The organism is Streptomyces sp. NPDC001156 (assembly GCF_053598275.1).
The window spans coordinates 28964-43781 of sequence record NZ_JBSFJX010000022.1 but is presented as its reverse complement, the minus strand read 5'-3'; the positions used below and the strand labels follow the sequence as shown (position 1 = coordinate 43781).

Annotated in this window: 17 protein-coding genes and 1 pseudogene; 12 read left to right on the top strand and 6 right to left on the bottom strand. The window is 70.4% G+C overall.

Going from position 1 to position 14818, the window contains the following annotated elements; translation table 11 throughout:
• Positions 1 to 43 precede the first annotated feature (43 nt).
• The 3 genes from ACWDA7_RS14350 to ACWDA7_RS14340 all read left to right on the top strand — a co-directional run bounded on the left by ACWDA7_RS14350 (position 44) and on the right by ACWDA7_RS14340 (position 2747).
• Positions 44 to 886: a DUF4097 family beta strand repeat-containing protein gene (locus ACWDA7_RS14350; RefSeq protein ID WP_450604465.1), complete on the top strand. Its 843-nt coding sequence runs from the start codon at positions 44 to 46 to the stop codon at positions 884 to 886.
• Between the two features lie 77 nt (positions 887 to 963).
• Positions 964 to 1968 carry an ATP-binding cassette domain-containing protein gene (locus ACWDA7_RS14345; RefSeq protein WP_450604517.1) on the top strand — a complete coding sequence of 335 codons (1005 nt, stop codon included), beginning with the start codon at positions 964 to 966 and terminating at the stop codon, positions 1966 to 1968.
• Entirely contained in the window at positions 1965 to 2747 is a 783-nt protein-coding gene (locus tag ACWDA7_RS14340; RefSeq protein WP_450604463.1) for an ABC transporter permease, read from the top strand. The genes ACWDA7_RS14345 and ACWDA7_RS14340 overlap by 4 nt, the downstream gene beginning before the upstream one ends.
• A gap of 272 nt (positions 2748 to 3019) precedes the next feature.
• Here ACWDA7_RS14340 and ACWDA7_RS14335 read toward each other — a convergent pair whose 3' ends face one another.
• The gene (locus ACWDA7_RS14335) at positions 3020 to 3469 is read right to left on the bottom strand and encodes a helix-turn-helix domain-containing protein (RefSeq protein WP_450604462.1); all 450 of its coding nucleotides are present in this window, start codon (positions 3467 to 3469) and stop codon (positions 3020 to 3022) included.
• Here ACWDA7_RS14335 and ACWDA7_RS14330 point away from each other — a divergent pair.
• Complete coding sequence (locus ACWDA7_RS14330; protein WP_450604460.1) at positions 3459 to 3671, top strand: hypothetical protein; 213 nt, start codon at positions 3459 to 3461, stop codon at positions 3669 to 3671. The two genes, ACWDA7_RS14335 and ACWDA7_RS14330, sit on opposite strands and share 11 nt — an antisense overlap.
• A 25-nt stretch (positions 3672 to 3696) precedes the next feature.
• On the opposite strand, the gene ACWDA7_RS14325 is transcribed toward ACWDA7_RS14330, so the two are convergent.
• Positions 3697 to 4305 (bottom strand): flavin reductase family protein, encoded by a 609-nt coding sequence (locus ACWDA7_RS14325; RefSeq protein WP_450604459.1) that lies wholly within the window; start codon positions 4303 to 4305, stop codon positions 3697 to 3699.
• A 65-nt stretch (positions 4306 to 4370) separates the two neighbouring features.
• Positions 4371 to 5234, bottom strand: a complete 864-nt coding sequence (locus tag ACWDA7_RS14320; protein ID WP_450604457.1) for a LysR substrate-binding domain-containing protein — start codon at positions 5232 to 5234, stop codon at positions 4371 to 4373.
• A gap of 142 nt (positions 5235 to 5376) precedes the next feature.
• Between ACWDA7_RS14320 and ACWDA7_RS14315 the strand changes: the two genes are divergently transcribed.
• The gene (locus tag ACWDA7_RS14315) at positions 5377 to 6417 is read left to right on the top strand and encodes a bile acid:sodium symporter family protein (RefSeq protein ID WP_450604456.1); all 1041 of its coding nucleotides are present in this window, start codon (positions 5377 to 5379) and stop codon (positions 6415 to 6417) included.
• 81 nt (positions 6418 to 6498) lie between these two features.
• Positions 6499 to 7026 carry an isochorismatase family protein gene (locus ACWDA7_RS14310; RefSeq protein WP_450604454.1) on the top strand — a complete coding sequence of 176 codons (528 nt, stop codon included), beginning with the start codon at positions 6499 to 6501 and terminating at the stop codon, positions 7024 to 7026.
• Between the two features lie 3 nt (positions 7027 to 7029).
• Here ACWDA7_RS14310 and ACWDA7_RS14305 read toward each other — a convergent pair whose 3' ends face one another.
• On the bottom strand, positions 7030 to 7722 hold the full coding sequence (locus ACWDA7_RS14305) for an SDR family oxidoreductase (protein WP_450604452.1): 693 nt from the start codon (positions 7720 to 7722) through the stop codon (positions 7030 to 7032).
• Positions 7723 to 7893: 171 nt separating this feature from the next.
• Between ACWDA7_RS14305 and ACWDA7_RS14300 the strand changes: the two genes are divergently transcribed.
• Entirely contained in the window at positions 7894 to 8709 is an 816-nt protein-coding gene (locus ACWDA7_RS14300) for a LysR family transcriptional regulator (protein ID WP_450604451.1), read from the top strand.
• A gap of 70 nt (positions 8710 to 8779) precedes the next feature.
• On the opposite strand, the gene fdhD is transcribed toward ACWDA7_RS14300, so the two are convergent.
• Both fdhD and ACWDA7_RS14290 read right to left on the bottom strand, forming a co-directional pair.
• A complete protein-coding gene (gene fdhD / locus ACWDA7_RS14295; protein WP_432934659.1) occupies positions 8780 to 9628 on the bottom strand; it encodes a formate dehydrogenase accessory sulfurtransferase FdhD in 849 nt (282 codons plus the stop codon).
• 7 nt (positions 9629 to 9635) lie between these two features.
• Positions 9636 to 9850, bottom strand: a pseudogene (locus ACWDA7_RS14290) (2Fe-2S iron-sulfur cluster-binding protein); the annotation flags it as partial.
• Positions 9851 to 10075: 225 nt separating this feature from the next.
• On the opposite strand from ACWDA7_RS14290, the gene ACWDA7_RS14285 reads away from it, so the two are divergent.
• From ACWDA7_RS14285 to ACWDA7_RS14265, 5 genes are all read left to right on the top strand, one after another.
• On the top strand, positions 10076 to 11401 hold the full coding sequence (locus ACWDA7_RS14285) for an OFA family MFS transporter (RefSeq protein WP_359402296.1): 1326 nt from the start codon (positions 10076 to 10078) through the stop codon (positions 11399 to 11401).
• Entirely contained in the window at positions 11376 to 11540 is a 165-nt protein-coding gene (locus tag ACWDA7_RS14280; protein ID WP_450604450.1) for an MFS transporter small subunit, read from the top strand. The genes ACWDA7_RS14285 and ACWDA7_RS14280 overlap by 26 nt, the downstream gene beginning before the upstream one ends.
• A 159-nt stretch (positions 11541 to 11699) precedes the next feature.
• Complete coding sequence (locus tag ACWDA7_RS14275; protein WP_450604448.1) at positions 11700 to 12647, top strand: beta-ketoacyl-ACP synthase III; 948 nt, start codon at positions 11700 to 11702, stop codon at positions 12645 to 12647.
• Between the two features lie 128 nt (positions 12648 to 12775).
• Positions 12776 to 13453 (top strand): GntR family transcriptional regulator, encoded by a 678-nt coding sequence (locus ACWDA7_RS14270; protein ID WP_450604446.1) that lies wholly within the window; start codon positions 12776 to 12778, stop codon positions 13451 to 13453.
• Between the two features lie 174 nt (positions 13454 to 13627).
• Positions 13628 to 14809 carry an ROK family protein gene (locus ACWDA7_RS14265; protein ID WP_450604445.1) on the top strand — a complete coding sequence of 394 codons (1182 nt, stop codon included), beginning with the start codon at positions 13628 to 13630 and terminating at the stop codon, positions 14807 to 14809.
• Positions 14810 to 14818 lie beyond the last annotated feature (9 nt).

Here is a 14818-nt window from a genome sequence, read left to right as displayed (position 1 = left end):
CACCAGCGGGGACACCCCAAAGACTCAAGAGGACGGTACAGCCATGCCTTCTTTCGACACTCCCGAACCGATTTCGGTCACCGCCCACGTGGGCGCCGGGTCCATCCGGTTCACCGCGAGCGACCGCCTCGACACGGTCGTCGAGGTCCGGCCTCTCAACCCGAAGAGGGACAAGGACGTGCGGGCCGCCGAACAGACCGAGGTCGCCTACGCCAGCGGCGTCCTGACCGTCAGGACGAAAGAGCGCCGCCTCATCGGGCCCAGCGGCGCCGTCGACGTGACGGTGGACCTGCCCACGGGCTCGCGCATCGACATGAACGGCTCCTGGACCCAGGTGCTCGGCGAGGGCCGGCTCGGCGAGGTCCGGGTGAAGGCCTCGGGCGGTGACGTCCGCCTGGACTCGACCGGGCCGCTCCAGCTGACGGTCTCCCACGGCTCGATCACCGTCGACCGGGTCGAGGGGATGGCCGAGGTCGTCACCAGCTTCGGCAGCCTGCGGGTCGGCACCGTCGACGGCCCCGCCGTCCTGAAGAACTCGCACGGCACCACGACCGTCGGGGCCGCGATCGGCGACCTGCAGGTGAGCGGTGCCCACGGCAACATCGACATCACGCGCGCCGAGGGCTCGGTCACCGCCACCACCGCCCACGGCACCCTGCGCGTCGACGAAGTCGCCTGCGGAACCGTCCAGTTGGAGACCGCCTACGGCGCCATCGAGGTCGGCATCCGCGAGGGCACCGCCGCCTGGCTCGACGTCAGCTCCGAGCGAGGGCAGGTGCGCAACACGCTCGCCGCCTCCGAGGCCCCGGAGGAGAGCGAGGACACCGTCGAGGTCCGCGCCCGTACCCGCTGGGGCAACATCGACGTGCGCCGCGCCCGGGCCTGAGCGCCGGCCCGCCAACTCGCCCACTTCTCCCCGTCACTCCACCCTTCGAACGGGAGGGCTCCATGCCTTCATCTGTCATGCCCACGTCCAGGCGGGGCGACGGTTCGCAGTCGCCCGCCGCCGTCTCCACCATCGGCCTGCGCAAGTCGTACGGCGACAAGACCGTCCTGGACGGCATCGATCTGCGAATCCCGGCCGGGACCGTGTTCGCTCTGCTCGGGCCGAACGGCGCCGGCAAGACCACCACCGTGCAGATCCTGTCCACGCTCATCGCCGCCGACGGCGGGCAGGCCCAGGTCGCGGGCCACGACATCGCCACATCACCGGACGGGGTGCGCGCCGCGATCGGCGTCACCGGGCAGTTCTCCGCGCTCGACGACCTGCTCACCGCCGAGGAGAACCTGCTCCTCATGGCCGACCTGCTGCGCCTCGGCAAGCGTGCAGGACGGTTCCGTGCCCGGGAGTTGCTTCAGCGGTTCGACATCGCGGACGTCGCGGACAAACGGGCCGCGACCTTCTCCGGCGGCATGCGGCGCCGGCTCGACCTCGCCATGACACTGGTCGGCGACCCCCAGGTGATCTTCCTGGACGAGCCGACGACCGGGCTCGATCCGCGCAGCCGGCGCACCATGTGGGACACGGTGCGCTCGCTGGTCGCGGGCGGCACCACCGTCTTCCTCACCACTCAATACCTCGACGAGGCCGACCAGCTGGCCGACCGGATCGCTGTGCTCGACGGCGGCCGGATCGTCGCCGAGGGCACCGCCGACGAGCTCAAGGCGCAGATCCCCGGCAGCCACGTACGGCTGCGGTTCACCGACGCCGCCGAGTTCGAGCGCGCGGCGGCCACGTTCCCCGGCGCGGCCCGGGACGACGAGAACCTCGCCCTGCGCGTGGCGGGCGACGGTGGCCTCGACGCGCTGCGCGTCCTGATCGACCGGCTCGACGCCGCCGGCATCCGGTCCGTCGACTTCTCCGTGCACACCCCCGACCTCGACGACGTGTTCCTCGCACTGACCGGCCGCGGCAGCACCGAAACCGGCACCAGCACCCCGCTTCACGTCAAGGAGACCCTGCGATGAGCACCCTCACCTACGCCGTGCACGACTCCATGACGATGCTGCGACGCAACCTGAAGCACGCGATCCGCTACCCGTCCGTGGGGCTCGGCAGCGCCCTGATGCCGATCCTGATGCTTCTGTTGTTCGTCTACGCCTTCGGTGACTCGATCGGCGCCGGCATGGGCGGCGGCCGGGGCACGTACGTGAACTACCTCACCCCCGGCATCATCATCATGGGGGTGGCCGCCGGTTCGATGTCGACCTCGATCGCAGTCTGCTCCGACATGACCGAGGGCATCATCAACCGCTTCCGCACCATGAACATCACGCGCTCGTCGTTCATGACGGGGCATGTCATCGGCAGCGTCATCCAGACGATGGTGTGCATGGTCCCGGTCGTGGGCGTCGCACTCGCAGTCGGCTTCCGGTCCGGGGCGACCCCGCTGGAGTGGCTGGCCGCGGCCGGCCTCCTCACGGCCATCGCCTTCGCGGTGACCTGGCTGTCGGTGGCGCTCGGGCTGATCTCCAAGACCGTCGAGTCCGCGAGCAACAAGCCGCTGCTGATCCAGTTCCTGCCGTTCCTCGGCTCGGCGTTCGTACCGGCCGACTCGATGTCGCCGGGCCTGCGCTGGTTCGCCGAGTACCAGCCGTTCACGCCGATGACCGAGACCCTGCGCGGCCTGCTCTCCGGCTCGGAGATCGGCAACAACGGCTGGATCTCGCTCGCCTGGTGCGCCGGCATCACCCTGATCGGCTATGTCTGGTCGCGCTCGCTGTTCAACAGCACCACCAAGCGCTGAGAGAGCCCGTACGCAACCCCGCACGCAAGGCACTCTGCCCGCGGTGTCGGGCAGAGGGCCTGTTCACCAAATGCCTCCGAGGACGCCCCGGCCTTCAGGACTCCGTTGGGAAATCCGTGAAACGGCCGCATAAGCACCGCCTATGCGGCCGTTTCACGGATTTCCCAACGGAGTCCTTCAGCTGGGGGAGGATTCAAGTCGCACCAATACATCACCACAGCCGGCTCGACGCTGATCGCGATCTGATTCTGGTCGCCGTGGCAACAGCGACGTCAACGCCGTTCACGGGCCGAGCAACTGCTCCACCAAGGGAACCAGTTCCTCCGGGTCGGCCGCCGCCAGCGAGTCGATCCAATGGGACCAGACGCGGCGCGAAAGCGGGAGACCAGGACGCCCAACACCGTTCGGAGCGTCCGACTGAGCCTGTACACCTCATGCTCAGTCCCTAGGAACGGTCGACCAACCGGCGCCGCAGTTCCTCCCGTGCGGCGTTCTGGACCGCCGCATCCTGGCCCCTGGACCGCGGCCTGGAAAACGGGGCCCGGACCGTGCTGCCGGACGCGGTCGAGGAGCGCGAGCACGCGTCCGGGGTGGAGTAGGTCCTGCGGGACCTGGTGGCCTATTTCGGCGTCCAGCACGGCGATGTTGAGCTGGGTCTTGCCCCCGAAATATCGGGCGATCAGGGCCTGGTCCACTCCCGCCCGTTCGCCGATGTCCCGCACGGTGGTGCGCTCGAACCCACGCTCGGCGAGCAACTCAGGGCTCGCCTACTTCCACAACGACGGGGTCGCGGACGGAGTGACGATCCTCTCGGCCTGGGTGGTGTTCTGCTTCGCAGCCGTCTTCAGCCTCGACCGGATCGCCGCCTCGACGGCCATCGTGCACGTCGCACACCGCGGGAAGCCCTCGGGAGCGGGCTCCTGAACGCCGGTCGGCGTGCCGCCCGGGATCAGTCGGCGGAAGGCTCCTCGTACGGGATGCGCCTCAGGTGCAGGACCTCGCCCAGGGTGCCCCATTCGTCGCCGCCGAGCTTGGTGAGCGGGCGCAGCAGAGCGCTGCTGGGACGGCCGTCGACGAGGCGGTCCTCGTCGACTGCGGCGTGGACCACCCGTCCGAAGACCAGGGTGGAGTTGCCCATCCGCAGTGTGGTGTGCGAACGGCACTCCAGGACCACAGGGGAGACGGCCACCCTCGGTGGGCGCACGCGCCTGCTGGCTTCGCGTTCGATGCCGGCGGTGTCGAACTCGCTGACCGACCGGGGGTAGTCGATGGCGGTGGCGTTGATCAGATCCAGATGCGGCTCGGCGGAGAAGTTGACGACGAACTCCCCGGTGTCCTCGACGTTGCGCAGCGTGTCCTTCCGGCCGATCGAGGTGAACTGCACGATCGGCGGGTCGGTGCTGGCGATGCTGAAGAAGGAGTGCGGGGCGAGGTTCTCGCTGCTGCCGTCCGCAGTGACCGTGGAGATCCAGGCGATCGGCCGGGGAATCACGGCCGATGTCAGGAACCTGTAGAAGTCCGCGCTGCTCATCGCCTCGGGGTCGTGTTCGATCCGCATGCGCTCAGTATCGATGCGAACACACTGGGCGATGATCGCGACGCGGCCTCTCTTGGGGGCGAGTGTCAGCGACCGTGCAGCCGGTCCCCGCCGGCCAGGATCGCCGACGACAGTGCCTCTGCCGCGTGGCGTGCCGGGCCGGGGCGCTCTGCGTGCACCAGGACGAAGTCGACCTCGCCCAGGTCGGGCAGGCCCGCGCGCTCGGTGACGCGCACCAGGCCCGGTGGGACCAGCCCCCGGGAGTGCGCCATCACACCGAGACCTGCTCGTGCCGCCGCGAGCAGGCCGTTGAGGCTGCCGCTCGTGCACACGATGCGCCAGGCGCGGCCTTGTTCCTCCAGTGCCGCGAGGGCCCGGGTGCGGGTGATGCCCGGCGGTGGATAGACGATCAGTGGAACCGGGCGGTCGGGGTCCACGCGCAGCCGCTCCGCGCCGATCCACACCAGTCTGTCGTGCCGGACCAGGTCACCGCGCGGGTCCTGGGGCCGCCGCTTGGCGAGCACCAGGTCGAGCCGGCCGGCCGCGAGCTGTTCATGCAGTGTGCCCGAGAGCTCGACCGTCAGCTCCAGGTCCACCTCGGGGTGGTCGTACCGGAAGCCCTCCAGGATCTCGGGCAGCCGGGTCAGCACGAAGTCCTCCGAGGCGCCGAACCGCAGCCGCCCGCGCGGCCGTGTCCCGGTGAAGAAGGCGGTCGCCTGCTCGTGGACCTCGAGGATGCGCCGCGCGAAGCCGAGCATCGCCTCGCCGTCCTCGGTCAGCTCCACGGAGTGGGTGTCCCGGGAGAACAGCTGCCGGCCGGCTGCCTCCTCCAGCCGCCGTACGTGCTGGCTCACCGTCGACTGGCGCACGCCGAGCCGCCGAGCAGCCTGCGTGAAGCTGAGCGTCTGGGAGACGGCCAGGAAGGTACGCAGCTGGGAGGGGTCGTACATGCCTCAAGGCTATCGGGAAACGTGATGACAGTCAGAGCGGTATGCGGGATTCCCGATCGCGGACCGGAGGAGGACCATGGAGAGGTCACGTCCGTGCCCGGCACGGACGAACAGCGAACGCACAGCGAAGCAATGGAGCACAGTGAAACGCCTGCACTGGCCGCGTTGGGTGCCCGTCGACCCGTACATCCTCCTGTTGCTGGGGACCGTGGGTGTAGCGGCCCTGTTCCCGGCGCGGGGCACGATGGCCGATGTCGCGTCGGGCGCCTCCACCACGGCGATCGCGTTCCTCTTCTTCCTGTACGGGGCACGGCTCTCCACCCATGAGGCCCTGGCGGGGCTGAGGCACTGGCGGCTCCACACCACCGTGCTGGTCTGCACCTTCGTGATCTTCCCGCTGCTGGGTCTCGCCGCACGCGGTCTGGTGCCCGTGCTCCTGACGGACAACCTCTACACCGGGCTGCTCTTCCTCACCCTCGTCCCGTCGACCATCCAGTCCTCGATCGCCTTCACCTCGATCGCGCGCGGCAATGTGCCCGCCGCCATCTGTGCGGGCTCCTTCTCCTCCCTCGCCGGCATCGTCATCACCCCGCTGCTCGCGGCGGCCCTGCTCGGCAACAGCGGCGGCGGCTTCTCCGCGGACTCGCTCGTCAAGATCGTGCTCCAGCTGCTGGTGCCGTTCCTCGCGGGCCAGGTGCTCAGGCGCTGGATCGGCGGCTTCATCACCCGGCACAAGAAGGTCCTCGGCCTCGTCGACCGCGGCTCGATCCTGCTGGTCGTCTACACCGCCTTCAGCGAAGGCGTGGTCCAGGGCGTCTGGCACCAGGTGAGCCCGCTGCGGCTGGGCGGCCTGCTCGTCGTGGAGGGTGCGGTGCTCGCCGCGATGCTCGCCCTGACCTGGTACGGCGGCCGGGCGCTGGGCTTCGGCCGCGAGGACCGCATCGCCATCCAGTTCGCGGGGTCCAAGAAGTCTCTCGCCTCGGGACTGCCCATGGCGAGCGTCCTCTTCGGCGCGCACGCCTCCCTGGCCGTCCTGCCGCTGATGCTCTTCCACCAGATGCAGCTCATGGTCTGCGCCGTCATCGCCAAGCGCCGCTCCCGCGACCCCCAGCCGCGGGAGGCCGGCACCCGGACCGTCCCGGTGTCACGTACGGCGGTCGGTACGGGGACGCGCTCCGGCTGAGGGCCTCGTTCGTGACCCGTTCACGGGCCCGTCGATCCGGATTTCCGGTACGAACGAGTGATGGGGGTTTAACGTTCCGTCATGACCGCACCCCACGCACTTGATCCCGCGCGCACCGCCCTCGTGCTCGTCGATCTGATGGACCGCATCGTCGCCCTGCCGCTGGAGCCCCGCAAGGGCACCGAAGTCCTCGCCACGGCCGAGGAACTGGCGGCCGTGTTCCGCTCGGCCGGCGCCCTTGTCGTCCTGATCCGGGTCGAGCGTCCCTCGGTCGCCGAACAGCCGCCCGGCAGCGGACTGGTGCCCGGCCTGCTCCGGGAGGGCGACCTGGAGGTGGTGAAGCGGACCATCGGCGGCTTCCAGGGCACGGGCCTGGACGAAAGACTGCGCGAGCGGGGCATCACCACCGTGGTGCTCGGCGGTATCGCCACCAACCTGGGCGTCGAGTCCACCGCCCGCGCCGCCGCGGACCTCGGCTACGACCTCGTCTTCGTTGAGGACGCCATGAGCGCGTTCACCGCCGCTGAGCACGAGGCGTCCGTCAGGCTCGACTTCCCGCGGCTGGGATCGGTCGTGACCGCCGCCCAGCTGCGCCTCACCCGCGGCTGACCGTCACACCAGCACCCCGCCGCCGTCCACGACCACCACGGACCCGGTGCTGTAGCCGCCGCGCATCAAGTACAGGTACGCCTCGGCGATGTCGGCGGGCTCGCCCACCCGGCCGACGGGGAGTGACGCCGCGGAGGATTCGAACAGCCCGCTCTGTTCGTCCTGCGGCAGCTCCCGCCACACGTCGGTGCGGACCACGCCGGGTGACACCGCGTTGACCCGGATCGGGGCCAGCTCCAGGGCCAGTGCCCGGGTGAGCGACTCCATCGCGCCGCACAGGCTCGCCCCGACGGTGGAGCCGGGCAGCGGCCGGCGCCCCGCGGTCCCAGTGGTGAGCACCACGGAACCGCCCTTGCGGATGAACGACACGCCATGCTTGACGGCCGTGTAGGCGCCCCACAGCCGGGTGTCGAGAAAGCGCTTGGCCCGTGCCAGTTCGGAGTCCGCGAGGCTCTCCAGCAGCAGCGACTCACCGGCGGTGTAGACCAGGTGGTCGAATACGCCGATCCCCTGGAAGAAGTCGCGCACCGCGTCCTCGTCGCTCGCGTCGAGCAGCCGTCCCGTGGCGCCCTGCGGCAGCCGCTGCAGAGCCGCGTCCACGCTCTGCTGCCGGCGTGAGGCGACCACCACCTCCGCACCCTCCCGCGCGGCCCCCTCCGCGACCGCCAGTCCGATGCCGGACGTACCGCCGATCACGATGATCCGCTGTCCTTGCAGGCCATACCGATGTCCCTTTCACGCTGGTGCGGCGCCACTCCGGTGCCACGTGATCCAGCCTGCGGCCGCGGCCCCCCGGCCGTCCAAGACCTCTTTCGGCTGCGGCGATACCCTGAAGGCATCGCCACCCGTACGACGGAAGGGGCGGCCATGGATCTCGACCTGCGGAAGGTCCGCTACTTCACGGCGGTCGCCGAACAGCTGCACTTCGGGCGCGCGGCCGAGAGCCTGCACATCGCGCAGCCCGTGCTGAGCCGTCAGATCAGGGCACTGGAGAAGGACTTGGACGCCTGCCTCTTCGAACGGGACAGCCACGGGGTGACGCTGACGTCGGCGGGCCGGCAACTCCTCGACGACGCACGCCATCTGCTGGCGACCGCGGACGCCACCCGGCGCCGGGTGCTGAGGGCGGCCCGGGGACCACGCCGCCTCGTCGTCGGGTTCCGGGCGGGCGTCGTCGTCACCGGCGCACTGCGCGCCTTCGGCGCCGCGCACCCGGACGTCGAGGTCAAGGCGCGCCGCATCGAGTGGGACGACCAGGAGCAGCTGGTCCTGGATGGGACGGTGGACCTCGCGTACGTCCGACGGCCGATCCGCGAGCAGGGCCTGACGCTCGTTCCGCTGTTCAGCGAGAGTCGTGTGGCGATGCTGCCCGCCGACCACCGGCTCGCCGGCAAGCGGGAGCTGGTCCTGGCCGATCTGGAGGGCGAGCAGTGGCTGCGCTACTCCGACCCGGGGCCGGACGATCTGCCGATCCGGACCATCGAGGAGAAGTTCGAGTGCGTGGCGGCGGGTACCGGCATCACGCTCGTACCGCAGTCGGTCGCCGAACAGTACTCCCGCCCGGACATCGCGTATGTGCCGGTGCTCGACGCCAAGCCCGACCAGGTGTTCCTCGCCTGGGAGGCGGGGCGTGGAGCACCGCTGATCTCGGACTTCGCCCGGATCGCACAGGAACAGGGCTGAGGCGGGGCCCCTGCGGCGCAGGGGGCGCTCCCCGCCGTTCGGGGCCCCGCCGCCGTGACGCGGGAACCGGTCAGCCCTGCGTGGCCACGGCCCGCAGGGCGATGCGGTCCTCGCCCGCGTACACGTTCATGGAGCTGCCCCGCAGGAAGCCCACCAGGGTCAGGCCCGTCTCCGCGGCCAGGTCCACCGCCAGGGACGAGGGCGCCGAGACCGCCGCCAGCACCGGAATGCCGGCCATCACCGCCTTCTGCGCCAGTTCGAAGGAGGCCCGGCCCGACACCAGGAGGACGGCGCGGGACAGCGGCAGGTCCCCGTTCTGCAGGGCGCGGCCGACCAGTTTGTCGACGGCGTTGTGCCGCCCGACGTCCTCGCGGATGTCGAGCAGTTCGCCGTTCTCGGTGAACAGGGCCGCCGCGTGCAGACCCCCGGTCCGGTCGAAGACCCGCTGGGCGGCCCGAAGCCGGTCGGGGAGGCTAGCGAGCAATTCGGGATCCAGCCGGACCGGGGGAGTGTCGGCGATGGGCCAGCGCGCCGTCGTACGGACCGCGTCCAGGCTCGCCTTGCCGCACAGCCCGCAGGACGAGGTGGTGTAGACGTTGCGCTCCAGGGTGATGTCGGGGATCACCACGCCGGGGGCGGTCCTCACGTCCACCACGTTGTACGTGTTCGAACCGTCTGCGGTGGCCCCCGCGCAGTAGACGATGTTCAGCAGCTCCGACGCGGTCGCGAGGACGCCTTCGCTCACCAGGAAGCCGGCGGCGAGCGCGAAGTCGTCGCCGGGCGTGCGCATGGTGATCGCGAGCGGCTTGCCGTTCAGCCGGATCTCCAGCGGTTCCTCGGCCACGAGGGTGTCCGGGCGGGAGGACACGGCTCCGTCCCGGATGCGGATCACCTTGCGTCGTTCCGTGACTCGTCCCATGTCCTGATCAGCCCCGGTTCTGTAGGTGCTGGTGGCCGAATCGGCCCTTGCTGCCGAGGTCGCCGCCGGTCAAGGGTTGTTGTGCCCCGGGGTGACCTCGACGACCTCATTGTCCTGCACGTGCGGGGAGAGGTCGCGGCCCACTCCGCACGCGGCGCACACCGTGGTGGTCTGCGTCCCAGCCGGCTCGTCCCAGGTACCCGCCGCACGGATGTCGAACTTCCACCGGGGGACAGTCCGTTCGGTCGTGCGGGTGCCGCGGAGATATGGAGTGCCGAACCTTGTCGGCATAATACTGTCTACAGTATGGAACTTGCGGCGGCAAGAGTCCGCGGAGCATCCGGGAGGGGCCGACAACGACCGTTCGGCGCACACTGGATACCGCTCACCGCATACGGTCGACGCGAAGGTTCTCAACTCCGCCCCGCCTTCGTACCGTTCGGGATCATGAGTCCTCCGGTCGCTCCCCCGGGATGGAGCCGATGGCTGGTCCCGCCCGCCGCTCTGTCCGTCCATCTCTCCATCGGCCAGGCCTACGCCTGGAGTGTGTTCAAGCCGCCTCTCGAATCCGCGCTCCACCTCGACGGCACCGAGAGCGCGCTGCCCTTCCAGCTCGCCATCGTGATGCTCGGTCTGTCGGCCGCGTTCGGTGGCACGCTCGTCGAGCGCAAAGGGCCGCGCTGGGCGATGACCGTGGCCCTGATCTGCTTCTCGTCGGGCTTCCTGATCTCGGCGCTCGGCGCGCGGACCGAGCAGTACTGGCTGATCGTCCTCGGCTACGGCTTCGTCGGCGGCATCGGTCTCGGCATCGGCTACATCTCGCCGGTCTCCACGTTGATCAAGTGGTTCCCGGACCGGCCCGGCATGGCCACGGGCATCGCCATCATGGGTTTCGGCGGCGGCGCGCTGATCGCCTCGCCCTGGTCGGCGCAGATGCTGGAGTCGTTCGGCACCGGCCACTCCGGGATCGCGCTCGCCTTCCTCGTGCACGGGCTGTCGTACGCCGTCTTCATGCTGCTCGGCGTCCTGCTGGTGCGGGTGCCGCGCACCGAGCGGCCGGTCGAGTCCGGGCCGAGCGCCGTCGAGGGCGTGCAGGTCTCCGCGCGCAGCGCCGTGCGCACCCCGCAGTTTTGGTGCCTGTGGATCGTGCTCTGCATGAACGTGACCGCCGGGATCGGCATCCTGGAGAAGGCCGCCCCTATGATCACGGACTTCTTCGCGGACACCTCCACCCCCGTGTCGGTCTCCGCGGCCGCCGGCTTCGTCGCCCTGCTGTCGGCGGCCAACATGGCGGGCCGTATCGGCTGGTCCTCGACCTCCGACCTGATCGGGCGCAAGAACATCTACCGTGTCTACCTGGGCGTCGGCGCGCTCATGTACCTGGTCATCGCGTCGTTCGGCGACTCGTCGAAGCCGCTGTTCATCCTGTGCGCGCTGGTGATCCTCTCCTTCTACGGCGGCGGCTTCGCGACGATCCCCGCGTACCTGAAGGACCTCTTCGGGACCTACCAGGTCGGCGCGATCCACGGCCGGCTGCTCACCGCCTGGTCCACCGCCGGTGTCCTCGGCCCGCTGATCGTGAACTGGATCGCCGACCACCAGGAGGCCGCGGGCAAGCACGGATCGGCCCTCTACGGCCTGTCGTTCATGATCATGATCGGGCTGCTCGTCATCGGCTTCGTCGCCAACGAGCTGGTCCGGCCCGTCCACCCCCGCCACCACATCCCCGCACCGAAGGAGGCCGCCGATGGCCGGCGAGAGCAGCCCGCCTGAGACGCCCCCCGCCGGGCCTCACCCGGGCGGGGGCAACCGCACCGCATTGATCCTCTTCTCCTGGCTGTGGGTGGGCGCGCCCCTGTGCTACGGCCTCTACGAGCTCGTCCTGAAGGCCAGGCAGCTGTTCACGGGATGAGTTCCGTACGGCAGGGCAGGCGATGCCCGGGCGTCCAAGGGGCTGCGGGAAGCCGACAACGCGGGCGCCCCATTCCTGTCGCTTTGCATGCCGTCGTACTCGTCGGTCACTGATCAGACTGGTGGATCCCGCTACGCACGGCAACGAGGGGATCCGCCCATGAACGGCTCGCGCATCGCCGCCGTCGGTCATTACCAGCCCGCCAAGGTGCTCACCAACGAGGACCTGGCGGGCATGGTCGACACGAGCGACGAGTGGATCAGGACCCGGGTGGGTATCCGGACCCGCCACATCGCGGGGGGCGACGAGCCCGTCGACGAACTCGCCGGGCACGCCGCCGCCAAGGCGCTCGCCGCCGCGGGGCTGGCACCGGGCGACATCGACCTGGTCGTGGTCGCCACCTCCACCGCCGTCGACCGCTCGCCGAACACCGCCGCCCGGGTCGCGGCCCGGCTCGGCATTCCGTCGCCCGCGGCCATGGACGTCAACGTCGTCTGCGCCGGTTTCACCCATGCGCTGGCCACCGCCGACCACGCCGTGCGCGCGGGCGCGGCCACCCGGGCGTTGGTCGTCGGTGCCGACAAGATGTCCGACGTGACGGACTGGACCGACCGTACGACGTGTGTGCTGGTCGGGGACGGTGCCGGGGCCGCCGTCGTCGAGATCTGCCCGCCGGGCGAGGAGCCGGGGATCGGCCCGGTGCTGTGGGGCTCGGTGCCCGAGATGGGGCACGCGGTGCGGATCGAGGGCACGCCTCCGCGGTTCGCGCAGGAGGGGCAGAGCGTCTACCGGTGGGCGACCAACCAGCTGCCGCCCATCGCGCGCCAGGTCTGCGAGCGGTCCGGTATCGCGCCGGAGGACCTCGCCGCGGTCGTGCTGCACCAGGCCAACCTGCGCATCATCGAGCCGCTCGCCGAGAGGCTCGGCGCCGTCAACGCTGTCGTGGCGCGCGATGTGTCCGAGTCCGGCAACACATCGGCGGCGAGCATCCCGCTCGCGCTGTCCAAGCTCATGGAGCGCGGGCAGATCTCGACGGGCGACCGGGTGCTGCTGTTCGGCTTCGGCGGGAACCTGTCGTACGCGGGGCAGGTCGTCCGCTGCCCGTGAGCAGCCCGAAAAGGGCGGTGTGAGAAGTCCAACTCGCCCAGCCCCTGGCCATGGTGCGCCGTAGACTGTAGACGAAAGACACTGGCAGTCAGGCTACTGCGCTGCCGTTGCCCTGGAGGGGGACCGCGATGTTGTCGACAGGACTGCCGCACGGGTCGGTGCCCAAACTCGAGCGGCCCGGCCCGCTACGCGACCGGGTCTACGAGGCGCTGCTCGAACTCATCACCACGCGCGCCCTTCAACCCGGCCAGCACCTCGTCGAGAGCGAACTGGCCGGGCATCTCGGCGTCTCCCGGCAGCCGGTGCGCGAGGCCCTGCAGCGGCTGAACACGGAAGGATGGGTCGATCTGCGGCCGGCCCAAGGCGCGTTCGTCCATGAGCCCACGGAGGAGGAGGCCGACCAGCTCCTGACCGTGCGCACGCTGCTGGAGGCCGAGGCGGCCCGGCTCGCCGCCGTCAACGCGGGCAGCGCCGGTATCTCGGCCCTCGAAGAGCTGTGTGCGGAGGGCGAGCGTGCCGTCGCCGCCGACGACGTCGACGGGGCCGTCGCGATGAACGCCCGTTTCCACACGAAGGTGATGGAGCTGGCGGGCAACGCGGTGCTCGCCGAACTCGCCGCGCAGGTCGACCGCCGGGTGCGGTGGTACTACACACCGATCGCCCGTCAGCGCGGACAGCAGTCCTGGGTCGAGCACCGCGCACTGATAGCGGCGATCGCGGGCCGCGACGAGCAGCTCGCCACCCAGCTGATGCGCGAGCACACCGAGCACACGCGGCGGTCGTACCACGCGCGGCCGAAGTCCTGAACTCCGGTCTCTCCAGGCCACGGCGGCGCTGTCGGTTCTTCTTTGTCCTGTGAGTGGAGAAAGTTAGAGGCAATCGCTGCGCAACTTCTTCCCAGTCCCGGCAGCCGCTGCTACGTTCCTCTCGAAAGCCCGACGCTGGCGGCCAATTGAGGCGGGGAGGGGCGCGTGAGACGTATGACTGCACGACCCGCGAACGCGCACCAGGCCCGGCTGCTCAGGCTGTTGCGCGACGGGGGACCCAACTCCCGGGCCCGGCTGGGCGACGAGATCGACCTCTCGCGCTCCAAGCTCGCCGTGGAGGTGGACCGGCTCCTGGAGACGGGACTGGTCGTCGCGGACGGGCTCGCCGCCTCACGCGGCGGCCGGCGCTCGCACAACATCCGGCTCACCCCGGGCCTGCGCTTCCTCGGTGTCGACATCGGCGCGACCTCGGTCGACGTCGCGGTCACCAACCCCGAACTGGAAGTGCTGGGCCACCTCAACCAGCCCATGGACGTACGCGAGGGCCCCGTCGCGGTGTTCGAGCAAGTCCTGGCCATGACCGCGAAGTTGAAGGACTCTGGGCTCGCGGAGGGCTTCGACGGCGCCGGTATCGGGGTTCCGGGCCCGGTCCGCTTCCCCGAAGGCGTCCCGGTGGCGCCGCCGATCATGCCGGGCTGGGACGGCTTCCCGGTGCGGGAGGCGCTCAGCCAGGAACTCGGCTGCCCGGTCATGGTCGACAACGACGTGAACCTGATGGCGCTGGGGGAGCAGCACGCGGGCGTCGCACGCTCCGTGGGCGACTTCCTCTGCATCAAGATCGGTACCGGCATCGGCTGCGGCATCGTCGTCGGCGGTGAGGTCCACCGCGGGGTGACGGGCAGCGCGGGCGACATCGGGCACATCCAGGCCGTGCCCGACGGACGCCCGTGCGCCTGCGGCAACCGGGGCTGCCTGGAGGCCCACTTCAGCGGCGCGGCCCTTGCCCGTGACGCGCTGGAGGCGGCCCACGAGGGACTCTCGGCGGAACTCGCCTCGCGGCTGGAGACGAACGGCGGTCTGAGCGCCGTCGATGTCGCCGCCGCGGCAGCGGCGGGAGACGCCACTTCGCTCGACCTCATCCGGGAGGGCGGCACCCGCACCGGCCAGGTGATCGCTGGCCTGGTCAGCTTCTTCAACCCCGGCCTGGTGGTGATCGGCGGCGGAGTGACCGGCCTCGGCCACACCCTGCTCGCCGCGATCCGCACCCAGGTCTACCGCCAGTCGCTCCCGCTGGCGACCGGCAACCTGCCCATCGTCCTCGGGGAACTGGGCCAGAACGCCGGTGTCATCGGCGCGGCCCGGCTCATCAGCGACCACCTGTTCTCACCCGCGTAAGCACTCGTC